Origin of the sequence: Cerasicoccus maritimus (genome assembly GCA_031296935.1) — a bacterium.
GTDB classification, from domain to species: domain Bacteria; phylum Verrucomicrobiota; class Verrucomicrobiia; order Opitutales; family Cerasicoccaceae; genus Cerasicoccus; species Cerasicoccus maritimus.
The window spans coordinates 41,930-66,417 of sequence record JAVDPD010000007.1; the positions used below are offsets into that span (position 1 = coordinate 41,930).

Annotated in this window: 13 protein-coding genes; 5 read left to right on the plus strand and 8 right to left on the minus strand. The window is 51.7% G+C overall.

Annotated elements, in window-relative coordinates; translation table 11 throughout:
- Window positions 1-18: 18 nt before the first annotated feature.
- The 5 genes from RBB62_RS06510 to RBB62_RS06530 are packed head-to-tail and all read right to left on the minus strand — an operon-like array spanning window position 19 to window position 6,587.
- Entirely contained in the window at window positions 19-1,326 is a 1,308-nt protein-coding gene (locus RBB62_RS06510; protein ID WP_309397929.1) for a BNR-4 repeat-containing protein, read from the minus strand.
- A 35-nt stretch (window positions 1,327-1,361) separates the two neighbouring features.
- Window positions 1,362-2,201 (minus strand): carbohydrate ABC transporter permease, encoded by an 840-nt coding sequence (locus RBB62_RS06515; protein ID WP_309397930.1) that lies wholly within the window; start codon window positions 2,199-2,201, stop codon window positions 1,362-1,364.
- Window positions 2,202-2,221: 20 nt separating this feature from the next.
- The gene (locus tag RBB62_RS06520) at window positions 2,222-3,721 is read right to left on the minus strand and encodes a carbohydrate ABC transporter permease (protein ID WP_309397931.1); all 1,500 of its coding nucleotides are present in this window, start codon (window positions 3,719-3,721) and stop codon (window positions 2,222-2,224) included.
- A 32-nt stretch (window positions 3,722-3,753) separates the two neighbouring features.
- Window positions 3,754-5,598, minus strand: coding sequence for an ABC transporter substrate-binding protein (locus tag RBB62_RS06525; RefSeq protein ID WP_309397932.1), 1,845 nt, complete (start codon window positions 5,596-5,598; stop codon window positions 3,754-3,756).
- Window positions 5,595-6,587: a tetratricopeptide repeat protein gene (locus RBB62_RS06530; RefSeq protein ID WP_309397933.1), complete on the minus strand. Its 993-nt coding sequence runs from the start codon at window positions 6,585-6,587 to the stop codon at window positions 5,595-5,597. The genes RBB62_RS06525 and RBB62_RS06530 overlap by 4 nt, the downstream gene beginning before the upstream one ends.
- A gap of 223 nt (window positions 6,588-6,810) precedes the next feature.
- Here RBB62_RS06530 and RBB62_RS06535 point away from each other — a divergent pair, with 223 nt between their 5' ends.
- Genes RBB62_RS06535 through RBB62_RS06550 form a run of 4 tightly spaced genes read left to right on the plus strand, consistent with a single transcriptional unit; the run spans window position 6,811 to window position 12,095 of the window.
- A complete protein-coding gene (locus RBB62_RS06535) occupies window positions 6,811-9,177 on the plus strand; it encodes a GH36-type glycosyl hydrolase domain-containing protein (protein WP_309397934.1) in 2,367 nt (788 codons plus the stop codon).
- A gap of 26 nt (window positions 9,178-9,203) precedes the next feature.
- Entirely contained in the window at window positions 9,204-10,223 is a 1,020-nt protein-coding gene (locus RBB62_RS06540) for a Gfo/Idh/MocA family protein (protein WP_309397935.1), read from the plus strand.
- Window positions 10,224-10,240: 17 nt separating this feature from the next.
- The gene (locus RBB62_RS06545) at window positions 10,241-11,167 is read left to right on the plus strand and encodes a sugar phosphate isomerase/epimerase family protein (protein WP_309397936.1); all 927 of its coding nucleotides are present in this window, start codon (window positions 10,241-10,243) and stop codon (window positions 11,165-11,167) included.
- Between the two features lie 19 nt (window positions 11,168-11,186).
- Window positions 11,187-12,095: an EamA family transporter gene (locus tag RBB62_RS06550; RefSeq protein ID WP_309397937.1), complete on the plus strand. Its 909-nt coding sequence runs from the start codon at window positions 11,187-11,189 to the stop codon at window positions 12,093-12,095.
- A 16-nt stretch (window positions 12,096-12,111) separates the two neighbouring features.
- Here RBB62_RS06550 and RBB62_RS06555 read toward each other — a convergent pair whose 3' ends face one another.
- From RBB62_RS06555 to RBB62_RS06565, 3 genes are all read right to left on the minus strand, one after another.
- Window positions 12,112-13,470: a glycoside hydrolase family 30 protein gene (locus RBB62_RS06555; protein WP_309397938.1), complete on the minus strand. Its 1,359-nt coding sequence runs from the start codon at window positions 13,468-13,470 to the stop codon at window positions 12,112-12,114.
- A gap of 115 nt (window positions 13,471-13,585) precedes the next feature.
- On the minus strand, window positions 13,586-16,807 hold the full coding sequence (locus RBB62_RS06560; protein ID WP_309397940.1) for a LamG-like jellyroll fold domain-containing protein: 3,222 nt from the start codon (window positions 16,805-16,807) through the stop codon (window positions 13,586-13,588).
- An 83-nt stretch (window positions 16,808-16,890) separates the two neighbouring features.
- A complete protein-coding gene (locus RBB62_RS06565; protein WP_309397941.1) occupies window positions 16,891-20,322 on the minus strand; it encodes a golvesin C-terminal-like domain-containing protein in 3,432 nt (1,143 codons plus the stop codon).
- Between the two features lie 400 nt (window positions 20,323-20,722).
- Here RBB62_RS06565 and RBB62_RS06570 point away from each other — a divergent pair, with 400 nt between their 5' ends.
- Complete coding sequence (locus tag RBB62_RS06570) at window positions 20,723-24,010, plus strand: GH39 family glycosyl hydrolase (protein WP_309397942.1); 3,288 nt, start codon at window positions 20,723-20,725, stop codon at window positions 24,008-24,010.
- Window positions 24,011-24,488: the final 478 nt, after the last annotated feature.

Sequence of the window (24,488 nt, forward strand, 5' to 3'; positions counted from 1 at the left end):
TTTCGCGCAATCTATGGACTACGGCATTTTGCTGATATTTTGAAAGTTGCGATCCGTGAAATATAGGTCAACTTGACTGAACGAGTCGGTGTTGCCGCTACACCAGAAGGCGTAAAAGTCTTCGTTAGAGTTTGATGGTCGGCGCACATAGGACTGATTGTGGACACTGTTCTGAGTCAATTGGGCTGTTTTCACCCACGAATTTCCGGGGAATATGCTTTCCCAGACGGCGATTTCTCCGCCTTGTCCCCAATGCTGTGGCCCGGCCTCGGTAGGGCCGATCACTCGCCATAGTTGGCCCTCCACATAGAGGGAGCCTGAGTCATAGTTATGAGAAGATTGGGTAATGAGATTAAACTGCCATTCTTCGCCATCCCAGTGTGCTATTTCCCATTGTCGAGGGTCACCTTTGGGACCGGCGTGGCAATGCGCACTCGTTAGGCATAGGATGATTGGGTTACCCAAGTGGTCGAAATTAATGTCTTTGACATAAACTAGCCGACCTTCAGCACTGAAGTTTTTTATTCTGCTTGGGTGGTCCTCTGCGGTAATCGGCAATTCAATATTCTTCCCATCCACCGTTTGCCAAGTGGCACCAAAGTCGTGGCTTTCGATGTAGTATAAATCGGTGCGCAGATCACAATCTCCGCCCGGGTGGCGATTGAACGCCGTCGCGATCCGAGAGCCTCGCTGTTCACTGATTTGGTAATGGCCGCCTATGCCAGCCAGTTTTGTTGGTGGGGTCCATTCGCGGCCATTACGGCTGGTACTGAAGTAAAGTTCCCTCAGGCCGGTATACATGGTGTAAAGATGAAGGAATCCCTTTCCCTCGATCCACCAGGGCTGTGGATAGGTGAACTCTGAGGTGTGGATGTGCTCAAAGTCATCGATCGACTCTGGTATTGTACTGCGATAAATTTGACCTAACCGTCCACCAGCGCCACGGCCTGATATGAAGACCCAGATGTGCCCAGATTCATCCAATGATATCGATGGGTTGTCATGGGGGTCGTCGACGCCATCTTTATCGTGGACTACTTTTGGTGTAAGCAATTGACGAGAATCATGATCGTAGGCACCAATCATACAGAGCAAATGGCGCTCATTTGGAGCCCGTGTTCCGCCATAAACGAAAAAGGTTTTGTTGGCATTTCGGCAATAGACGGCAAGTGGTCGGTGCTTCATCGTGTATGTTGCCAACCCTCCCGAATATTTAGAGCCGTACTCGTTGCGTTGCCCGAGATCGAACCAGATGCCATGATAGCCGGATGGTTGAGCCGATGGTGACGGTTGATGGCTCCCTTGTCGTTTTTGATTTATTTCCATGATGGTAGGGGCAATTGATGCGTTCACAAAATTAGTTAACCTTTCACAGCCCCGGCAGAGAGGCCTTTGACGAAAAATTTCATCGAGAAAACAAAGATAATCAGCAGTGGGACCGAACTGATTGCGTAGCCAGCCATCAGTTGTCCATATTGCTTTACATACTCGCCGTCCAAACGGAACAAGCCCACTGGAATCGTCAGTAGCTGGTCATCACGTAAGAGCAGAAGGGGAAGGATGGTGTTATTCCACGAATGTAGAAAATCCATAATACAGGTCACCGATATGATTGACGCAGACAGCGGCAGGATGATGTGTCGAATTTGCTGTAGATGGCCGGCACCGTCTAACTGAGCGGATTCAAACAGTTCTTTAGGGATGTCTTCGATGAAATTTCGCAGAATGAAGACTCCGGCGACTTGTCCACTCACTGACGCCATCAGGACCAGTGCCCAAAGGCTGTTCACTAGTCCCATCCTGCGCAGTAAGTCAAAGAGAGTGACGAGTGCCGCTACGGTGCCGGGAAGAAACATTGTGGCCATCACCAAGTAGAAGATGATGTTCTTCCCCGGGAAATTGTAGCGTGCTATGGCGTAAGCGCACATCAGCACAATGATCAGTGTGATCCCGGTTCCCAGGAAGGAGACGAAAATCGAATTGCAAATATAGCCGCTAACATTGTTCCAGCCTACTGCCCAGTTTTCCCAGCGCCAATCCGCGAGACTGTCGAAGAACCATGGATTTGCGAGGAACTGCTCATTGCTTTTGAAACTAACGACGAGCATGACATAGAGTGGGAAGAACGCGAAGATAAGAATGAACGCGAGATACCCCAGCTTTACAACTTCGCCGAGTGCATGTTGAATTTGTGTACGCATGAGTGAGTCTGAAAAGTCGTTTATTTATCTACCTTGACGTATTTCTGGTAGACGATGGTGAGGAGCAAAATGATCACGAAAAGAACCATGCCCAAGGCGCATGCGTAGCCAAAGCGACCTTCGCTGAATGCAGAGCTAAACATATACAAGCCAGGCACCATCCCTTTGCCCCCTGGGCCACCATCTGGGCCTAGGAGGATGAGGAAAATCTCATACATCGTCAGTGTGCCAATGGTCATGAAGATGAGGTTGATCCGCACCTGCGTCATGATCAACGGCAACTCGATCTTGAAGATCATGCCAATAGGGCTGACGCCATCGAGTCTGGCTGCCTCGTAAACATCCTGAGAGATGTTTTGCAAGCCGGACAGGTAGATGAGGACGCCGACAGTGCCCACCCACGGGAAGCCCCAAAATAGTATTGCAGGAATGACGAGGTCTTTGTTGCCAAGCCAAGCTGGTGTTCCTTCCTTAAACTGTTCGATTGGCTGAGTCCAAATGTTACCGAGAAAGATGATAAATATTCCGGTTCCAATTAGAAAGAGCGATAGGATGCGGAAGTAGGGGCGGGCTTCATACTCGTCTTTTCGCGAGCGGATTACTTCAACTAGCACTAAGGTTGCCAGTAAGCATACAGGTAGTCGCCAGAGCTCCGCGTGAAAGACTGCGACCCCTGCTAAGAGCAAAAATGGCCAGGCGATCCAAGCGCTACCCATGCGTTTGGCGCACCAAAGCATCCATGCGACGACTAGTCCAATAATGCTTAACACATATAGTGTGTTTGGCGAAGGATTGATCAACTGGGCAAGCGGTAAGATTAAGGCACCCGCCATGAGTGTGGCGTAGTCTCCCCAACGGTTTCTATCGAGTTCTTTGCGGCGACTGGCGGCAAAAATGAATGCACCAAGTAGAATCAAACCACCAACGCTTCCGAAAACTGGATCGACGAATTGAGTCTGTAGTGGGGCTAACTTTAGGGAAAGCGCTGGCATGGCGGTGTCCATCCAGTTTAAGAATTCCATGCCTCCACTTGCATTGAGAAACCGGTTTACCAAACCAAAATCCGGATCATAGAAGCTCTTCCAAATGAGTAGAAAGATCATTGATGGAATGATCATTGGCACGACAAAGCAAACCTGAGTGAAGTATCTGAGTCTATCGCTTTTTATTCTGTTCAGTGCTATGGCTGCCAAAATCCCAGGCCACAACTTGATGAGGTTGGCTACCAGTAGGATGCCGACTAGCTGAAAGGACTGCCAGAACACCGGATCGCTAAAGGCCTCAACAAAGTTTCTCAGTCCGATAAATTCGCGTACGGACGGAGGCTGCCAGCGGAAAAACGACATTAGGAATACGTCAATTTTCGGATAGTAGCTAAAAATCAATAATGATATCGAGGTGGGAAGAACCAAGCCATACAGCGCCAGGAGTAGTTTACCCTTTTGGATAAACTTGGTGCGCATCCGTCTTCGGTTATCGAGAGATGAAGGCATCGACGAATTTTCGTTGATTTGAGACATGTGAGTGAATCGATTCGTATGTGGCTACGGGGCTAGTAAGATGGGTAGGGCTCGTCCGGATGATTGATGTTCCACCAACGTTTCAGGTGGACTCCTTCGTCCTCAGTTAGGCCTAGATAAAGCAGCGAGATCTCGCGGTCGGCTGCCTGGCTCGAACCCCTTAGGGCGTTCAGGCGTTCGACTGAAATCGCACGGTTATTGTCGCGCGATTTATCCACCTCGCTTTGAAGAGTAACGATCCATGCCTTTTTAATACCGAGTTGTGGGTTCTCGAGCACTTCGGTCATTGTCTCCTTCACTTCTTCGTAGTCGATGTCCCCGGATACGTAAGATTTTTGGGCTGCCGACCACACTGTTTTAATCGAGGCAGGCAGTTCGCTTTTACCCAAGTCAAGCGCGAGGTGTTCGGGAATGCCTTGTACTGATGGAGTAAACGCGCGGACGATTTCTGGTGGCTCCGCACCAATGATGACCGGAAGCCTGCCAGCTTCCTCGTTATACGCTTCGTTGATCCGATGGGATGTTAGGAATTTCAGGAAGTCCAGGCACCAGTCAAAGTGTGGCGTTTGTTTATTGATGGCGAATGGGACTTGTCCTTTTACATCTGCCTCGGATATGCGGAATGTCAGGAATTCGCCCCAACGCTCATCGTCGGTGGGTAGCGGTCGTAGGGAAATTTTTACTTCGAATCGATCGGCGGGATCGTCTCTTTTCTTTACGCCGGAATAGACGCTTTGAGCATCCCATGCGCCGGATCCCATCATTGCTGCCTGTCCGAGAACGAAGCGGCGTTGTGCCTGTTCGCGATCCATACCGAGAAATCCATTCGGGTAATACCGGACTAGCTCTTTCATGAACTCGAAGTAAGCCTTTAGTGCAGGTGAATCAAAATCCCACTGACCCTCGCTATATCCTGAAATCGTTTCCATGGCGTGGAGTTTCGAGCCTGGCTCAAAATCGAGTTCCTCCCAATATGATGAGAGGAAGTCGTGCTGATACTGCCTCATCAGATTGTTTCCATAGTAGCGGCTTCCAGCAATCGGGACTAAGTTCTCGTAGCCATTGGCGGCGGCGTATGCCTGAACAGCCCGGCAATAAAAAAGAAACTCCCCCAGGGTCTCAGGAAGCCGATCTTCCTCCAGCCATCTGATGCCGCTTGCGCGTGCTAAATAACCGTTTGGATTTTCTGAGGTTCGCCATACCTCATGAAGCCATGATGGTTCCGGTTTGAGTTTAGTCTCTTCCAAGGTAAACGCGACAACGTCGTGAAGCATATCGACATTGTAAAAGATACGGCTACCTCCCCAGGTGGAAATCGGTATGGCGTAGTAATCGCTGAGTAACTCCTCATAGCCACCCTGAAGTCCATCGAAGAAGGTATTCTTCCACGAAGCCTCTGCGAGAAACTCGGACAGCTCCGGGTTGAGGCCTTGTGCCTGGTACTCCAGCGCATTGTATGGGTTTGGTTCATTGATGTATGAACTGATCGGCGCATAGAACTTGGCTAGCGCATTACCCTTAATCAGAGTAGTGCCACCTTTAATCGCAATGTCGGGCGCTGTGCCGCTGATTAGGTGGACGTTCATGAATTGCTCAAAGAATCGCTGGGAGATGGGCACTTGCAGTACGTGAACGTCGGCTGCTTTTACATGGGGCAGAGATTCATATTCGTCGATTGCCGCCTGGAGGCTTTCGCGGACGCCGGGTTCGAGCAGCCAGTGTGCGATGCGAATGTTAATTTTACCTTCTCCTTCGCTGTCAGCGGAAGAAAGCTCTTGTGAGACAATGGCAAAACGCACGGCGCTGATGACAAATGCACTGACCAGAATGCCTATGGCTATCCAACTGGTGTTGAACTTAAATTTTCTATCACTCATTGGTCTGGCTCCTCGTTAACAACTCCTTCATTAGGGTGGCTAAAAGCCGTGCGACCGACGCCACTGGTAACTTGTTCGGGTACGTGGATGTTTTCATCGGGATGACGTTTGGCGATATCAATGGCTCGTTGGTATGCAAGTGTGCCGTAGATGCTCCGTGGATGTTCGCGTAAGATTTCGCTGTAGATTTCCACAGCTTCTAGTTCGTGCCCTGCCTTCTCTGCTAAAAGGCCAAACTGCCAAAGGGATACGTCTATGTCGGCCGGCCGGGGTAGGCCTGAGTCTACGGCCATGCGATATGCGTCGTATGCCTTTTCAGGTTGATCTAGGTAGAACGCATAAAGTTGCGCGGTATATTGTGCCGCAAGTCCTTTCCATTTCTCTGGCGGGTTGGATGCCATGAGTTGGTCCAGCAATTCAATGCCGATTTCGACTTGTTCAGGGTCAAATGTTTGGGCGTAGGTTTGAGCGAGAAACAACGTTGCGCGAAAGGACATCTCGGATTGTGGAAAATCCATTCGAACACGTTGGTAGTATTCGCGCGCCGATGGGATGTTTTCAACGTCGCCCAAGTAGTCGGATGCTTCTTCTATTCGGCCTAAATCGACCAAGGCGCTTGCCGCAAATTCCGAGCTTGGCGCTTGCTCTACGACTTGAAGGAGCAACGCTTTGGCTTTGGCTACGTTTTCTGCATTTGGCGGTGTGCTGTGCCATGTTGCAAGGGCTAGGCTATAGGTGGCTAATGGCCAGTTAGTTGATCCCACCTCATATTGTGGTTGGGCTAGGGACAAAAACTTTTGGGCTTCGTTGAAGTTGAAGATGCTGAGCGCCTCGAGTCCACGATCTAACTGTTTCTCTGGGGGGAGGTCTGAGTGTCGGTCATTCGTGCAACCATACATAATGAGCCCTAGCAAAATAAGAAGGCATCGAAATAGGTCTCTAGTAATAAAGGGGCGCATGAATTCGGAAATGCAATTTTTGGTATGCATAGGTATTCGTTGTGTCTATTATTTAAGCCTCTGGTTCTGATGACTGCCAAGTAAAGAGCGCTCTATAGTAGATCACATTTTAAATCTGCCTGCCATCAGGAAGTCAGGCCTGTAATAATCATATCAGTATCTGCGGAGGCATCTACACTGCGGCTTGCGCGAACGGATATCCGGATGATAGATCGCTATTTATTTACAATTCTAAACAGCACAGAAACCTACCATGAATATGCGTTCGCCATACGGCTATTTTAGTTCCAATAATACTTTTATTACAACGAGACCGGATACCCCGCGCGCTTTTGATAATTTTCTCTGGAATGACGCGGCGTTTGCCTGTGTGCAACAGACCGGCGTTGGTTATTTCGATTACCAAGTTGATGGCAAAGAAGCGACCAAGCTGATGACGGGAGAGGGGCGTATCTGCGATTTCGATATCTTCGGACGTGACGCGATGATGAGCCGACTTATCTATATTCGCGACAATGATACTGGTGAATTTTGGAACTTGAACTGGGAACCGGTTTGTCATGCCTACGATCGCTATGAGTGCGAACATGGTATTGGCTATACTGATATCACCAGCTCGACTCATGGCATTGCCTCACGGTTACGTATTTTTATCCCTGATGGAAAAGACCCCGTCGAAATGTGGACGGTCAGTTTGCGCAATGAGTCAGATCGGCTACGTAACGTATCCATATTTTTCTATAACCAGATAAGCTTTGCTTACAAGTGGGGGTTCAACAGTTACGGAGATATGATCTTCCGCAACTCTTATTTTGATGCGGGCAACAATGCAGTGGTGGCCACGAAGCACCCTCATGTGTCGCCGCACTCGTACCAGACTGGATTCCTCACGTCAGAACTGTCCTTCGATTACTTTGATGGAACGCGCGATGCATTTGTTGGCGTCTATGGTGGTTTGCATCGTCCGCAAGCAGTGGTAAATGGGCAATGTAGCAATACGCCCGGTTCGTCAGATTCGACGGTATTGGTCGGGCAGATAAACCGAACTCTTGCTCCGAGCGAGAAGCTGACTTTTGATGCATTGCTTGGGGTTACTGATTCCTCTGGCGGCATTGCCGAGCTCAAAGAAAAATACTTGGGTCGCGCTGATGAACATTTTGCTAAAATGTTGGAAGCCCGCTCGGCACCGTTGCTGAAGGAGAGTATCCAAACGCCAGATGAACAGCTAAACAGAATAATCAATCATTGGGCTAAGCATCAGACTCATTATGGCGCAACTTGGTGTCGTTGGGGTTGGATGGGTTATCGCGACATTGTTCAGCATGGTTTTGGCGTTAGCTCTTTTGATTCGGATCGTACACGTTGCATCATCATGGACGCTTTGCGCTACCAGTATCGAAGTGGACTTGCCATACGAGGATGGAATCCAATCGATGAAAAATCGTATTCGGATAGCGCGCTTTGGCTGATTTTTACGATCACCGCTTACTTGAAAGAGACGGGCGATTTCAAGCTAATGGACGAGACTATACCCTTTTATGATGAAGGGGAGGGTTCTGTTTGGGAGCACTTCGACGCCGTGCTGGATTTTCTCGAAACCAATAAGGGCGCGCACGGGCTATGCCTGATCAAATATGGAGATTGGAATGACTCTCTGACAGGGGTTGGCAAACAAGGGCACGGCGAAAGTGTTTGGTTAAGCATGGCCTATGCACGTGCGTTGACGGATGTTGCCGAACTCTATGCCTACCTTGGCAATGAGCGGAAAGAGCAGGCATACATGGAACGTTACGAGTCAATGAAGAAAGCGCTCAATCAAGAGGCATGGGACGGTGAATGGTATGTTCGCTGTTTTGATGATGATGGTCGCGCAATTGGCTCTGCTGCCGATGTGCAAGGGCGCATCTTCGCCAATGCGCAAAGCTGGGCATTAATTTCTGGCATCGTGGATGAACAACGTTCAGAGCAACTGCTCAAATCCTGTGATGATCATCTTTTGACTGAGCTAGGATACCTTTTGCTGGACCCGACTTTTACGGAGCCAGATGACCGCATTGGGCGCATCAGTTATCTTGAGCCTGGCATTTGCGAGAACGGCACCATTTACACCCATGTGAATGCCTTCATGATCTGGGCGCTGCTTCTGGATCGACGGGCAGAGCGAGCCTATGATTTGTTCAAGCGAATAACGCCGGGCTATGACTCTGAAAATCATTACAAGGAGGAGTCGCCACCATACATTTATGCGAATTGTTACTTTGGCCCGGAGCATCGAAACCGTGCATTCCAAATGGAATTTACCTGGATGACGGGCAGTGTCGCGTGGATGTATCAAGTCGTTGTAAGGTACTTGGTTGGGGTGCGTGCTGACTACGAAGGACTGATTATCGATCCGCAATTGCCTGCGGAATGGGATGAAGTCCATGTGAGCAAAACCTATCGTGGCGTCAAATATGAAATAACGGTTAAGCAGGGGGACGAATACGAGTCGCGACAAATCCAAATAGATGGTGAGCTGCACACTGATTCAAGTGGGCTGATCCCGTTGATGGAGGTTGGCCAGAGCTGCCGTATCGAAGTGACTCAACCGGCAATGGCCGAATGTGCCCTTCGTTCGTGAATCCTGTTAATCAAAACGTAGAATTCATGAAGTCTGACCAACCTATCCGCATGGCAATTATTGGCGTTGGTCGCAATCTCATGGGGATGCATGCGCCTTGTCTGATCAAGCACCCACGGTTTACTATCACAGCAGTCTGCGATACTGATCCTGATGCCCTTAGGGCGGGCCGCTCTTATTTCGACTGTCTGGGGTACGTGACTGCTGACGCGATGCTGGCGGCTGGAAATTTTGACTTCGTATTAGTCATGGTGCGCAGTAACGATCACTGTCATATTGCGCTGAAGTCTCTTGAAGCAGGATACCATACCTTGGTGACCAAGCCATGGGGAATCAATGCAGATGAGATTGGTCGAATGATCGAAACAGCCGATCGAGTGAAGCGTCGCATTCTTTTTTGGGCTCCTGTTCGTTGGGCTGCCGATTTGGAATTCCTTAAAAACGAGAAAGCAGTTATCGGAGAGCTACAGATAATTCGCCGTATGCATACGACATGCTCTTTGCGGGATGACTGGCAAATTTGGAAGCGCTATGGTGGTGGGTATCTGCTAAACTGGGGACCGCATTTGTTGGACCAAGTCATGGTTTTAGCCGATAGTCCGGTGAAATCCGTTAATGCGGATTTGCGGCAATTTTGGAATCCTGGCGACACGGAAGATGCCTTTAAGGCGACGTTGGAGTTTGAGAACGGCATTCTTGCTGAAGTCGAATTGACGCAGTCGCCCATCGCATTCCCGAATTGGATGCTTCAGGGAAAATCAGGAGCAATCTGTGTACGCGATGCTCGCGAAGCTGAAGTCCGAAAGCTGAAAGCTCCCAGCGCTGAGCGCGAGGACGAGTACCGGCAGAATTTTGAGATTGAAACGAGTCGCCACTCCATCAAGGGCGATCCCTACGGAGATGCGAAAGACGTCTATGATGCAATTGCTGATGAACTGAATGGATCTAGTGCGTATCGGATGGATTCGGCGCAGGCTCTGGAGGTTGCTATAGTGCTCGACGCAATAAGAGAGTCGGCTGAAAACGGCCTCAAAGTAACTCTTTGAAAATTTTGAACCAAGCCATGAATTATTTGAAAAAACCATCATATAATTTTGCTGGAATCGGAGATGAGGCGGGAGATCCTATCGAAAAACAGATACAGGCAATTCGCGAGTTAGGCTGGTCTCACATTGAGCTGCGCAGTGTGAATCAAAAGGATATCACTGCTCTGGGCGATGCGGATTTTGAGCACGTATGTCGAGTTCTTGAAGGGGCTGAAATCAAAGTATGTGGAGTCGGTTCAGGTATCGCAAACTGGTCCCGTGATGCGGCCTTGGATCTACAAAAAGATTTAAAGGATGCAGAGGTTTTAATTCCCCGAATGCAGCGATTGAAGGCGCCCTATGTTCGCCTGATGAGTTACAAAATTGATGGCGATGCAACGAGTCTTGAGTCACTCAATGCGAAGCTACGTATCGAAAACCTCAAGGTCGTTTGCCAACTTTTTCTCGATGCAGGCATCACGCCGTTGCATGAGAACTGCTTTAATTATGGAGGCCTCGGTGTCGCGCAGACGCTTGAGCTACTGGAAGCGATCCCGGGTCTGGGACTGATCTTTGATACGGGAAATCCCTTGCTATCGCCGGACCTGACACAGCTTGGGCCGCCCTATCCACGTCAAGAAGCCTGGAAGGTTTGGGAGCAGGTCCGTGATTATGTACGCCATGTGCACATCAAGGATTCAGTTTGCTATGGCGAACTGCCAACGAACTTTCATTTCATGGCGACGCAGTATGCCTATCCAGGGGCCGGAGACGCAGATGTGGCGCGTATTCTAAATGATTTGGCACGGCGCGGATACGATGGGATTGTTTCGATCGAGCCGCATATTGCTGATGTTTTCCACGCCGACGTTACTGACTGTGAAGCTGCTTGGGAGCATAAATATCAAGTGTTCCTGAACTATGGTCGGCGTTTGATGGACTTGGTTCAAGGGGCGTATCCTTGATCTAGAGCAGACTCCACCGATGATCGGGTTTTATAGTGGACTGGCGCTGCTCAGTGGTCTGCTGCATGCAATGTCCGCGCTATGCTTGAAGCACGCCTTGATGCATGACCCTGCACAGCAAACTGAAGTAAGCCGTTCTTTTATTTTACTGAGCAGTTTATGCGGTCTTCCGGTCGTGCTTTGGCAAATCGGGAACTTGCCATATCGCTGCCTCTGGCAACCGATATTTGCGGGTGCTCTATTTTATCTGGCGTTGCGCTTCATAAACCTGGCGATTGCCAAGGGAGCTGCATCGTTGGTGGTGCCTGTGTTGGGCAGTAAGGTGTTGTTTGCTGCATTGCTCGCTGCTTTAATGCTTGGACGCAGCATCACGTTGACTCTGTTGATGGCCGGAGGGCTGATCTTTACTGGCATATTCCTGCTGACCCGAGGCGGTGAGAAGCAAGCACATATCCTGACAATATCCTGGCAATCTCGCGCTGCAGTGATCGTTCTGGCATTAGCCGCTACAGCGTTGTTGGCTTTGGTCGATACGTTGATCGTTTATTTTCGCGATGACTGGGGGCTGTACACTTTCCTGTCGATGTTGTTCCTGGTGACTGGTGCCTGTGCGTTGGTCGAAGATCGACGGAGATCGCCATTCAAAAAACTGACAGATTTATTTCGTGAGCCAAAGCCAATGCTTTGGTCTGCTGCGCTTTTAAACATCCTGCAAACGTTGGGGCTCGCCATTGCAATCTATTATTCGACCCGTGTGGCGGAGATGAATGTGCTCTACGCTTCGCGCAGTTTATGGGTGGTGGTGATCGGCTATGCTTTGTCGCGCTTTGCGCAATTTGGCGAAGGCGACTTGCATGGGCGAGTGCTCTGGCTACGCCTACTTGGCGCGCTCAGTATCTGCTGCGCGATTACAATACTTTGCGCCTAAGTCGGCGCGTCGAAAACTACCTTTCGACGACGCTTACGCAGCTAATGATGGAGCGTGGCGGCAACTCCAGCACTGCCTCTGTTTGAGCAGTGTAAAGTTGGAGCCTGCGCTTGCGACTGGTGCGGTTCAGCACCACGACAGCGATACTGCCATCGGGGTTTTTGGCTGCAGTTGCCTCTAGGTCGTCGTGCGTCGTTGCGCAAAGAATACGCTGTGCGCCGGGTTGAATGAAGCGAGAAAAGTGGCCGAGGTAATACCAAGAAAACTGTCTATGGATTTCTTTAGTTCGGGTATCAATGATGATCGGCGCACTGCAGAAATTACTGACGTGGTTCGGGCCGCCCGTTTCGTCCAAGAGTAAGTTCCAATCGAACCAACCTTCGGTCCAGTTGTTGAGGTCGGCAATGATCGAGCGTGCGTAGCGCTCGGCAGGATCATAGGAGCGAAAGTGGGTGCCGTATTCCTGACAGCCTTCGGTGAATATGAGGTGCTTGTCCGGCCAGGTGTCATGGTGGAGGCGAATGTTGTCGAACTTGTCCTGCATATACCAGTGGAAGCCGGTTCCCCAAATGTAGCGGCTTGCTTCGGGGTCGGAGTAGGCTATGCTGGCGCGGTGGACCACTTGGTCGCGGTTGTGATCCCAGATGATGATTTTGACGTCACTTAGACCGGCTTGCTCCATTGCTGGGCCAAGGTGGTCGCGGACGAAATCGCGCTCCTCCTCTGCTGAGTAGATGCAGGAGTCCCAACTTTGCACAGCGTCCGGTTCGTTTTGCACGGTGATCGCCCAGATGGGCAGACCGAGCTCTGCATACTCCTGAATGAAGCGCACGTAGTAGTTTGCCCATGCCTGTCGATACTCGGCTTTTAACTTCCCGCCTTCGTTCATGCGGCCAGTCGTTTTCATCCACGCTGGAGGGCTCCAGGGGGAGGCCATGATCTTGAGTTTACCGCCGCTGTACTCGTAAGCCTTTTTCAGGAATGGTATGACCAATTGCTTATCGCGGTCCAGGTTGAACGACTTGAGTTCAACGTCGCCGGCTTCCTCCACGCAGGCGTAATTGCCGAGTGAAAAATCGCAACTGTTCAGCGAGATGCGGCACAGGGAGTATCCATGTCCGTCAGGGCTGAAATATTCTTTGAGGATGGCATCCTGTTCGCCCTCTGGAAGCTGGGCCAAAGTCACGGCCGCAGCTTCGGTCAAGGCGCCGCCAAAGCCGTGGATGGGCTGGAAGGTTTGGTTCGGATCGATGAAAACCGATTCGCCGGAAAATCCCGATCGTTCACTGGTCAAGACTGAAGGCTTTTGCTCCAGATAGGTTTTCCAGTCGTTGCTTGTTTGGTGGATATCCCAGGAAGTAATTTTCTCGTTCATTGCTATGAGTCGCGTTTTCAGGTGTTGAACGCTGACTCTTGGAGGGCGCTTATCAGATGCCAAGTTCCCATCAGCCAATAGTAGATCACATTCTTGAATGGTTTGATGGGTTGGCTTATTCTTCGCTGACCTGTAGCCGGACGAAGCAAGGCGTTGCGTCGTCAATGGGCGCGATGACCCGAACTGTGATGTTCGTGCTCCCGTCTTCGTTGATTGTCGATTCTCCAATTTGTTCGAGTAGAGTTTCGCCGGTGGTCCAACTGTCTGGTGCCAGGCTTTGGCTAACCAACACCAAGTATTGCAATCCGCCAGCCGTGTAGCCGCTTGCAATGGAGCCAGTGCCGTCAGCAATACAGCGGAATTGAAACTGGAGATACTTGGATAAACCGTCTTCCACGATTTCGGTGCTGGGCAGTTCCGTCATGTCCGGAAGGAGCGGGTCCATCTGCAAGGCGTATTCCATCAGATTGGTTATGCTGTCGCCGTCGGGGTCGGCGTCCGCACTTTGATCGGCGACCGAAAGGTCGGTTAACTTATCTGCGGCCCATTCGGAAAAGCTCGCTGGTAGCTCACTGTTATTGGTCGGCTCATTGCCGTAGAGGTATTCAACTTCGCTAGCTAGCAGCGCGCGACCATAGATGCGCACTTCATCGATATCGCCATTGAAGGAATCTCCATAGTTGGTGTTGAGGATGCCGATGGTGATTGGTGCGTTGATGGAGGGAATGGCTGTCGCGGCAATCGTGCCGGTGTAAACAGCGGCTCCGTCGATGTAGAGGATCACGTTATCCGCCGCGCTATTGCCATCGAACACGACGGCAATGTGCTTCCAGGCATCGGCTTCGTTGAGGAAGTAATTCGTCATAACACGGTCAGCGCCGATATCGATGTAGAGGCGGCCAGCAGCATAGCTAAACAAACTGAATGCTCGCTGAGAGGAGCCAGTGCCGGAGCGCTTCGAAATGAGACCTCGCGGTTGAGAATCTATTGCCGACGGTCTCACCCACATGGAGATGCTTAATGCTGTTGTCGAGTATGCTTCTTTATGCGGCGCCTCGACCCAGTCATCGGTTCCGTCAAAAGTGAGGGCGTGTTCGGAAATGCCATCATCGAGGCGGGTGATGTCGCCGTTCAAGGCACCGTCATTCAAGCCAGCGGTGTCGTACGCCGTGCTACCAGTTGTTTCATCGAACTTCCAATGTGAGAGCAAATCAACACCGAGGCTTCCGCTGGGTTCGAGCGTGGTTGCGCTGGTGCTCGCAGCGGCGGATGCGCCTTCGGAATTAACGGCTTCGACCCAAAAGTAATAGGTCGTTTCGGCATTCAAGTCGGAGACAAAAACACTGCTTGAATCCGCATCGATGGTAGCGGACGGGCTACCGGGCTGCGTATCGGTTTCGCTCCAGAATATATGGTAAGCGGTCTCGTTGTCGGCCTCGTCGATCCAGGATAGGGTGAGCCCGTTGGCGCTGATGCCGCTGGCGTTTAAGCTCGTTGGAGCTGCCGGAGGCAACAGTTCCAAGGTAGTCGCGGAAGTGGTCGCTGCAGATGACTCACCGCCGGAATTGTTCGCGCTGACCCAGAAATTATAAGTCGTGTTCGAGGATAACCCAGTGGCGGTATAGGTTGTTTCAGAACCACTGATACTGGCTTGAGGCGTGTCTGGTTGTGTGCTGTCCTGGCTCCAGTAAATCAGGTAATCATTCACGACGCCCGTTGCGGCTGACCATTGCAGATCTACGCCGCCAGAAGTTACATTGGTTGCCAGCAGGGAAGTGGGGGCGCTCGGCGGATCGACTGCTTCAACGGTTTCCAGCACCTTAAACTCGTAGACCTTGGAGATGTGCTCGAATTCCGGGAGATCCATGCGATTAGCGCGCTCGATCTTCAGGCGGACATAACGCATCGCCGTGGGCTCAAATTTGTGTTGCCGGTTGTATTCGTAGTTTTCGTCGATGTCTGCGAGGAGAGTCCAGTCGCTGCCGTTCTCGCTGCCTTCCAGTTGATAGTCGACGACGGTTTCATTGAGGCAATACCAGGTGCCGGTGCTGTCGGCCGTAAACTCGCCTTCAATTTCAAACCAGCCATCCGGATTGGTGGAGCTGGAGCTATTGACACGGACGATTTCGAAGGAGCCGCCATCATAGCCATCGGAGTCTTTGATCCAAATACGGTGCCCGGGTATGCCGGTGGATGCAGCCCGGCGTGCGTGGTCGGGCGCGTAGATGCGCAGTCGCCCGCTGGTGGGTGAGGCCTCGATCGAAGCAATTTCGCCATGAGGCGCCGTGGGCTGGAGGGATGCGCTGGTGGACGATGCGAATCGCAGGTAAACTTGGTCGACGACTTCAATTTGCCCAAGGTCGAGCATCACCCACTTGTTGTCGTAGTTGTCGGTATCTGAGCCCCAGAAGGTGTTGGTGTTATTCTTCACGCGGCCAGCGCCATATGAGCCTTGGACGTCGCCTGCAGTGGCCGTTGTTTCCGAGCGATCAGCCAAGTTCGTGCGCGGTGTTAGGCCGGGCGTCTGCAGGCTTTGTTGTAGAAACCATTGGTAGAGGTTTGGATCATGAAAGGTGTTGCCGAGATTGTAAGAGCGGTTGTTGGAATGGCCGACGCCGGGGTAGAGCGTGACGAAGTGGTCCACTTCGGGAAGGTGTTTGCGCAACTCCCGGTTGGAAATCAAGACGCGCTCAGGCGTGTGTTCGGTTGGATCGCTGAGACCACTCATGGACCAAAGGGCGACTTTGTTTTCCGCAATGGTACCGTGCTTGCTTGAGACATTGGACCAACCGCAAATCGGGGCGGCGGCAGCAAAGCGGTTGGGTTCGTTGGCGGATTCGGTTAATACGCGCCACACGCCGGTGCCGCCAAAGCTAAAACCAGTCAGATACACGCGGTCTGGATCGACGCGCACATTGGCCGAGACTTCGTCGAGTAATGCCACGACATCGGCGGCATTCCAGTGGCCTCGGCTCGAGCGAATCTGCGGAGAAATTACTATAAAGTATTCGGTGACGCCATCGACTTCAGCCGCCATCGTGTAGCCATCCCGAATGAGACGAGCGGGCGTGCCACTGGCGTTTTCCAGATCGGCGAGCTCATCGGTGGTGCCATAGCTGGCAGGGGCGCAGCGTTCACCGTAGCCGTGGAGGTAAATGATGGTCGGGTAAGATTTATCGGGGTTGTCATCATACTCATCGGGCACGTGCAGCAGGTAGGGCATGCCGCCATCAACTTCTGAGACGAGGTATTGATTTTCGGCCATCAGTGTTTGCTGGCTGAGGTAGGCGATCAGCAAGCTAGAGAGCGTTAGGAATTTCTTGAAGTGGTTTTTCATGGGCGTTGAGGAAATTGAAATAGCGGAGCCGCAGTTGATGAACGTTGGCTCCGCTATGCTTAACTCATGGTTTTGCGTTAGCCTTACTTACCGTAGATGACTATCTCATTAAAGTTGGCACCGCCGGTGCGGGTGATGCGGAGATACTGGGTTTGCGTGGTGTCTACATTGTAGACGTATTCCCACCAGGAATTGTATCCCGTCATCTGACTTTCGGTGAGTGTGCTCCAGTTTCCGGGCGTGCCGATTTCAATGGTCAACGGGCCGGAGTTCGAGGTATCATAGAGATAGATACGGTCGATGTTGCGCACCTGGCCCAGATCAATGTAGGCGCTGTGAGCGCCGCCGCCGGGAGACCAACTGGTGGTTGGCGAGCCGCCATTATCGTCACGTGGATCGCCGGATAGAGTTTGCTCGTCAACCATCATGGTCGCATCGCCGAGGCCGGACTCGTTGGTAACCATAGACGGAGTCAGCGTAAGCTTTTGCGTCAACTCGAAGTCGGGCTCGGTGTGGTCGATCATGACGAAGACCGGACGTTCGCTAACGTCGATGCTGACAGCGCCGCTATTGATCGTAAGCGGTGTTTTTACGCCGTCCGGGTCGCCAACGGTTAGCTCGACCAAATCAGCCGTAGTCGGGCTGCCTTGCAGTTGGAGCGAATAGCCATTGACTTCGGTTTGGTTAACCGTGGGGCACCAGACCGCGTAGGCCTTGATGACGCCATTACCATCCATGAAGCGATAGATGCGCACGTCCTCATCTCCGGAATCCTGAACGTCTTCGAAGTAGAGGCCCTTGAGACGATTTTTCAGCGTGTAAACATACCACCATGCCGGCTTGGGCTGGTAGCCGCTCCATTCGTCGGAGGTGAGGCCGCAGGTATTGTAGAGACCGGTACCGCTGGAAACGTCGTCAGCCAAGCTGTAAACCATGGCGCGATCAACGCCACCTGCCGCCATCGCCAGGAAGCTACGGACATTCCATTGGGCTTGGACTTCTTCTGCGCTAAACGTGCCGATCGCGGGTGCATGCTGTGGCGAAGTGCTGGCGGTGTCATAGCCAAACTCAGACACCCATAGTTCAACGCCGGGCATGTAACGGTCGCAATAATCGCGGAACACGAGTAGGCGCTCACGGAGGTTATCTTCCTCAGGGCTGATGCCTTGGGCATTCACGTATTGTTCGCCGTCGCGGTCGTTGGCGTAGTGGTGCAGGTTAATGACGTCCCACGGTAGTTCGCCGTCGATGCGGTTGTGCAGCGCCCAGAAGCGCATGGCCTTGATGTAATCGAGGTCCATCTTCACGATGCCGCCCATTGCCAGGCGTGTATTCGGATCAGCGTTCCAGATGCCCTTGTCCGAGCCAAGGACGCCTTGGTGACCGTCGGCGTCAGCGCTGGACATCGCGGCATATTCATACGGCGTGAAGTATTCATCGCGGCCGTCCCACCAGCGGTTTTGCTCATTCCAATTTTCATAATATTGGACGAGGCCCATGCCGCTGTAGCGCGGGTTGTTGCTGTTCAGCTTGAGCAGGTTGTCCGCAACTGGCTGGCTGCCGTAGCGTGCCGCAGTTTGGAACAGGTGGTCTGCGTGCTCAATGTAAGATGCGGGTTCATCCGATGGGCGTCCGGCGTTAGGTTTGATCGAACCGCCGATGCCATCGAGCCACTTGACCGAGTCCTGAATGGTCATTACCAAATCGAGACCGACGGTGTCGTAGCGGGTGTAGATATTGTCGTAGTTGCCATTCGTGTAAGCCGGAGCAAAGCCGTTTAAGTTGTTGGGATAACCGGGATAAGTTGCCCAGTTGTTGTGTCCTTCGCAGTAAGCCCAGCTGCGGTATTGGCGAATGAATCCGACGGCTTCCAGGCGATGCAGTGGATTGCGGCCCTGAGCGTTGACTCCAAGAAACTGATCGAAGGGCGGCGGCGAGTAGTGAACCGGCTCTGGCTCGGGTTCCACGGTGCCGAGCGACGTGCCGTAAATCAGGATTTCGGGCGGTGAAATGCCGTTGTAGTCCGTGTAGCGAATGTAGCGGGTATTTACATCAACCGGATATACTTTCCACTGCTGGTAGGCCGTCAGGTTGTCCGTGATGAGCGAAGTCCAGTTGAACGGTTCACCGGAGGAGATTTCAATTTCGCCATTGTTGTTGCTATCAAAGAAGGCGATGTAGCTGATCTCGTGCTCAGCCCCAAGGTCGATGATGGCGTGCAGCGGGTAATACCAGCTAGCGGCGTTGCCATAGTTCGAGGTAGGGGAGTTCGCGTTGGGCAGATCGAAGACGGGGTCGCCGCAATGGTCTTGCTCATCGACGAGTGCTTCCATGTTGGAGGCAGCGGTTTCGTCAATGATCATGCTGGCGGTCAGGTGTAGCTTGGTGTGCTCCATGCCACTATCCAGTACATTGTTGATTTCGACGCTGTCCAAGGCGCGCTCGTAAAAGCGGACATCGTCAATGAAACCATCGAAGGTTGTGCCGTAGTTGGCATTCAGCGAACCGATAAACAGATTGGCGCTGGTGTCGGCAATTGCTGTGGCGTTCGGTTGCGCTTCAAACTCCAACTCGCCATCGACGTATAGCTTGAGGCGACCTTGTGAAAGCGCTCCGTCAAAGACTACGGACAGGTGATGCCAACGATGTTGATCCGTTACCACGTAGCCGGTGGCAAAACGCTCAGAACCGATGTCAATATACAGTTGGTTGCTGTGCCAGGTGAAGATGCTGAAAGCGCGTTGCTGGGTATACGTTTGGCGTTTCGATACAATGCCGCGCGGATTTGCATCCAAGGTGCGTGGGCTGAACCAGCAGGAAATCGTAACGGCGTCGCCATCAAAAGCGTCGCTGTCCATGACCTCGATCCAGTCATTGTCTCCATCAAATTCCGCTGCGCCCAGGTGCTTACCGTTGCGTGTCCAACTAACGTCGCCATACAGGTCGCCGTCGTGGAGATTGGCGGAATCGAAGGCTACCAGGCCGGTGGTTTCGTTCAATTGCCACTGTGCGGCCAGTCCTTCCGGTGCGGGCACGCTGGTCAGGAGGCGAACCGCATCTGCGATAACGTAACCGCTGGTGCCGGTTGTTTCGATCAGAACGTTACCGGTGTCGTTGGCATCAAATGAGTAGACGCCCAGCGGGACCCATTGGCCGCCGGCAACGGTTTGGTCGATCAGGAAGTTTTCGGTTCCATCCGCGTGAGTCACCGTCACGGGAACGTTCGTGGCTCGGTTGGAGTAGGAGCACCAGCGGAGAAACACTTCGTAGTAGTCGGTAGTAGGGATATCCGGCGTGAAGGTAAAGGTGTTCTGGCCTTTGTTGGTGTTGTTGTCGTGCGCATAATCGCTTCCGTAGTACCCAGCGGTAGAGCTGGAAGTCGACCACGCGCCGGTGGATGACGTTTGGCTGCTGTCGGTGTTATCGACTATTATTTCGATAGCGTCCAGAGACGGGCTGAATAGCAGCAATCCAGCCGTCAGTAGTGGAGCCGAACATATAGGTATTTTTGGCATCGTAGGGGTTGGGTTTGGGGAATCGAGACGCGCAAAAGACAGCGTGTCCAGGGGGCGCGTTCAATTCTAGGGTTATGTTGGAGAAGGTGGAATGGTGATTATTCTCTGATTATAAATGAGAATGTTCACATTTCGGGGCGCGAGAGTTGAGATGGGGGAGTATGTTTGGGTTGTTGTTCTTCTTGCGGCCGATTGCTAATCTTAATTCAGTTAAACCTGGGTAAGGCGCAAGGCTTCATCGCAGTAAGCTTTGTTTCCCAAAACGATAATTTTCAAGAAGAAAGTTTTGGAGATCGGTTTTTTATGAGAATGTTCACAAGGGTGTTGACCGTTCTTCGATGTAAGGTTCATTTGGAGTGCAATTGCATCGAAATTTATCTCAACTAACCCAAACATCTCTATGAGTTACCTAATTAGTATGCTGCGAAAACGGCTGGTGTTTACGGCTGTCTGCGCCTTCATTGCGGCTGCGCATGTAGTCGCAAATATATCTACATTGCCCTCGGATAGCTTGTTGGCTTCACCGAGCGGAAAACAGCAGCTCCTAATGCTGTCGGCGATCGAGCCGGGTGATGTCGCGGAAAGGAATTCATTGAATATGAGCGTTCAGTATCCTGAGGCAAATCGCGATTTGGAGGCGAAGGTGGGCGACACTGCATTACAGTTTTCAGGCGAAGCCGAGGGAGCGGGTGCGAAGGGTGACTTTCGCATTCATGCACGATTAGAGGGGGATATTGTGGCCCTGGGTTCGTGGATCTACCTAGCAGATAATGCGAATGTGAAGCAGGTCGGCTTTCAAGTCCGTGATAGCGAGGGCGAGGCAATGGAAGCACTTGTTGATGCTGACTGGACTGGCTGGCAGTGGGTCGAGTTTAACGTCGATGCATCGACGTTTGCTACAGCCTATTCGCAGGATGCTAAAAATGGCGAAGTGGATCAGCCGATTAAGTCGGTGCAGGTTGTATGGTATGCCAGGAGTCGGGGGCTTAGTGAAATAACCGTGGACGGTTTGTTTGCTCTCTCCGAGATGGAGACGACTGAGGTCTCAATTCGCGTTGAATTACTTGCCGCCGATTGGGGCGAGCCAGGAGATGCGTTTCGGGGAAGGGTCCTGGTGCACAATTATCAAGATGTCGATTTGAGCCTTCCCTTGAGTGGCTCTTTGCAAACAAATCCTCGTTACTTGACGCCGGAGTTGCCACGACCGGGCATGGGCAGTGATCATGCGCAGGGGCAAACGAGTTGGTTTGTGATCGATGGTGAACGATTGGAAGATAATAGCTTAACCGATGGCGCTGATGATACTTGCCTGACTCCTTCGTTGGCGAAAGGGCAGAAGCACACCGTCTACGAAATGCTCGATCTAGGCCAAGTGCGCGAAATCCAGATGATCGAAGTTAAACCAGGCGATGGAAACTGGATTCGCAAAATTGATATCGAAACATCGGTGGATGGGAAAAACTTTGAGCCGGTAGCTGGGCTGCAGGGCATAGACCTACAGAAGAGCTGGGGGTACGTAGAGGTTAAAGCAGATGCGCCTTTTAAGGCTCGTTTGCTGCGAATTCGTCATCATGATGGTGATCAGGAATTACCAGGCTTTTTCCGTTCGTTGGCATCGATTCACGTTTATGATGGGGCTGAGGATGAGGTCATTGGTGCTCCTCAGGTAGGTGACACCGTCTTTCAGGAGACGCTGTCAGTCGAAGTGCCGGCGCGGAGTTTTCAACTGGTTGAATTTTCTCCGTCAGAAGGATTGGGGTCGAACGCATACCAATATGCGCTCTCGTATCAGAACGATGGTTTAACTTACGTAAAAAACAAAGACTATTTCGTGATGCCTGAAGGAGAGGTCGCGATACGGCCGGATTCGCGATTCGGCATCAATGTAAATAGTCCGCGCTACGTGCCTGAAATTAAGCGCTTGGGCTTTGGTTGGGTGCGTTTCGAAAATCTCAAATGGCCATTCTACAACCCCGCGCCCAAAGACTTTCGATTTGATGGGTCGGTCGCCCCTTGGAATGTGCCTATGGATGAATACTTTGCAGCCTTCAACGAAGCTGGGCTGTCGATCTTGCCCTATATTTTTGAAACTCCCAAGTGGGCTACGTCAGCAGGCCCTGACATCAAGAAAAACCGTAAACGCTATCCGCCAATTGACTATGCCGATTATGGTGAGGCGATCTATCAGGCAGTGGCGCGCTATGGGCAGGCAGAGGCTGATGTAGAAAGTCTGTACACCAACGATAAGCGGACCGGTTTGAATTACATGCAGGCCTTTGAAATTTGGAATGAGCCCAACTTAACGGCGCCTTCATGGGGGTTTTTTATCGGGACCTTGGAGGAGTTTTATGAGCTTTTCCGTGTGGGTGCCGAAGCCGTTAAAAAAGCTGACTCGCAAGCGCTTCGCGTGAACGGGGGCTGGGCTGGCATTACGATGGACTGGATCGATACCATGCAGAGCTTTACTTACGAAGATGGTAAGACGCCGCTGGACTTTACCGATGTCCTCAGTGTGCACTACTACACCGGCAAGCAGGACCCTGAAACGGCCACGCGCGACCCGAATGCGAACCGAACGGGGAAGGGGGACGCGAGTTCGAAAATCATTGAAGAGTATTTGATCGATCTCGCGGATTGGCGTGACAAATACAAGGCGGATATGCCGATTTGGGTGACGGAAATGGGCTATGATGTGGGCGGTCCGATTGGCCGGACTGAGCGTCACCAGGCCGCTAAGTTACCTCGCGGATGTATGCTTGGCTTGGCTAATGGTGTGCAGAAAATGATGCTTTATCGAATCGCGGGCTCGACGCCGACACATCATGGTGGCGCAGGGCTAATTCGTAACGATGGATCGCTACGCGCATCCTTCTTTACGATGGCTACGCTGATCCGGCAGATGGATGGCGTCACCGCGCCGCGCTCGTATCGTTTGCTTACGGATGATCCTGACGTGTGGATTTATCTCTGGCGTGAGCCGAACGGCTATTTCTTGTCGGCTCATGTGCCGAAGGGGGTTGCTCCGTTGGGGCTGGATCTCGGCGAGTGTGAGGTCACAAACGCCTTTGGCGGAGTTGCTAAGGTTGACCTGACTGCCGATTATCAGCTTAGCGATTTTCCGATTTATATTCGATCTATTGAAAAGCAAGGCGTGGTCGACCAACTGCTTGACCGAGCCATTGCCCGAGAAGTTGCCCGCCGTGAAAAGATTGCCTTTATGGAAAACGCACGCGCCTACCTGATTGATTTTGGGACGCACGAGCACGTCGGGCAGATGAAAGTCGGTAGCATCCGTCCATTCGTGACGGTTGTCAAAGAGGATGCTTACGATGAGGTCAAGGGGTACGGTTTCACCAGCAAAGTTTCAGGGAAGAATATGAATGCTGGCTGGTTAAAGGACCCTTTGGAGAAAGATTTCGTCCAGCTGCATCGTCCTGCTACATTCAGAATCAATTTAGATCCCGGAACCTATACTTTTCAATTCAAGGCCATCAAGTATCGCAATGGTGGTGAGTTGATCCTCAGTGGCGGGCGCGAGGGCGAGATTTCGGTTCCTTTGCCAATGGATAATGATGCGGCTCCAACTCAGGCAGTTCGTGTTACGGTCCTTGAAGGTCAGCCAATTAATATGCAGCTTCCACCATGTCAGATGCAGTGGCTAAGTTTCATTTCCGATTACACCAAATGATTCTAATGGGAGTTTATATAAGGAAAACATCACACCATTGAAGAGAGCTCCGAAAATCGAAGGAAGCCAAAGCACATTGGTTTCTGTGGCTTTTTTTAGGATTTTCGGGTCTGCAGGACATAGCCGTTTTGACGCACATGCTGCAAATGAAGCAGATAAAACGGCTTGGCGAACGGAAGGTGAGCCATCGGGCACTGCGCTGATGGCTGGCCTGCTCAGCCTTGGTTTCCTCTGCCTCCAGCGACTCAAGCGGTAACGCCCTGATTGGCCTACGGGATGTATTTACTAACCGCTTCGCCTTGAATGAATAACCCAGCATACGGAGGATTTAACCGGAAGGCCGGAAAGGAATTATAGCAAGTGATACTGCGAAACTCTCAAATCTTTCGAGAAACGGTATTGTTCGGAAACCACATGCGGCAGTCTTAGGATTCCTTGGGTTTGGCTCTTGGCCCACTGGGCAAGCGACCAATGCAAC

Coding starts and splice junctions, on each gene's coding strand:
- RBB62_RS06565 (WP_309397941.1), bottom strand. CDS start 20,322: ATGCCAAAAATACCTATATGTTCGGCTCCACTACTGACGGCTGGATTG.
- RBB62_RS06550 (WP_309397937.1), top strand. CDS start 11,187: ATGATCGGGTTTTATAGTGGACTGGCGCTGCTCAGTGGTCTGCTGCAT.
- RBB62_RS06535 (WP_309397934.1), top strand. CDS start 6,811: ATGAATATGCGTTCGCCATACGGCTATTTTAGTTCCAATAATACTTTT.
- RBB62_RS06545 (WP_309397936.1), top strand. CDS start 10,241: ATGAATTATTTGAAAAAACCATCATATAATTTTGCTGGAATCGGAGAT.
- RBB62_RS06540 (WP_309397935.1), top strand. CDS start 9,204: ATGAAGTCTGACCAACCTATCCGCATGGCAATTATTGGCGTTGGTCGC.
- RBB62_RS06510 (WP_309397929.1), bottom strand. CDS start 1,326: ATGGAAATAAATCAAAAACGACAAGGGAGCCATCAACCGTCACCATCG.
- RBB62_RS06530 (WP_309397933.1), bottom strand. CDS start 6,587: ATGCATACCAAAAATTGCATTTCCGAATTCATGCGCCCCTTTATTACT.
- RBB62_RS06515 (WP_309397930.1), bottom strand. CDS start 2,201: ATGCGTACACAAATTCAACATGCACTCGGCGAAGTTGTAAAGCTGGGG.
- RBB62_RS06555 (WP_309397938.1), bottom strand. CDS start 13,470: ATGAACGAGAAAATTACTTCCTGGGATATCCACCAAACAAGCAACGAC.
- RBB62_RS06525 (WP_309397932.1), bottom strand. CDS start 5,598: ATGAGTGATAGAAAATTTAAGTTCAACACCAGTTGGATAGCCATAGGC.
- RBB62_RS06570 (WP_309397942.1), top strand. CDS start 20,723: ATGAGTTACCTAATTAGTATGCTGCGAAAACGGCTGGTGTTTACGGCT.
- RBB62_RS06560 (WP_309397940.1), bottom strand. CDS start 16,807: ATGAAAAACCACTTCAAGAAATTCCTAACGCTCTCTAGCTTGCTGATC.
- RBB62_RS06520 (WP_309397931.1), bottom strand. CDS start 3,721: ATGTCTCAAATCAACGAAAATTCGTCGATGCCTTCATCTCTCGATAAC.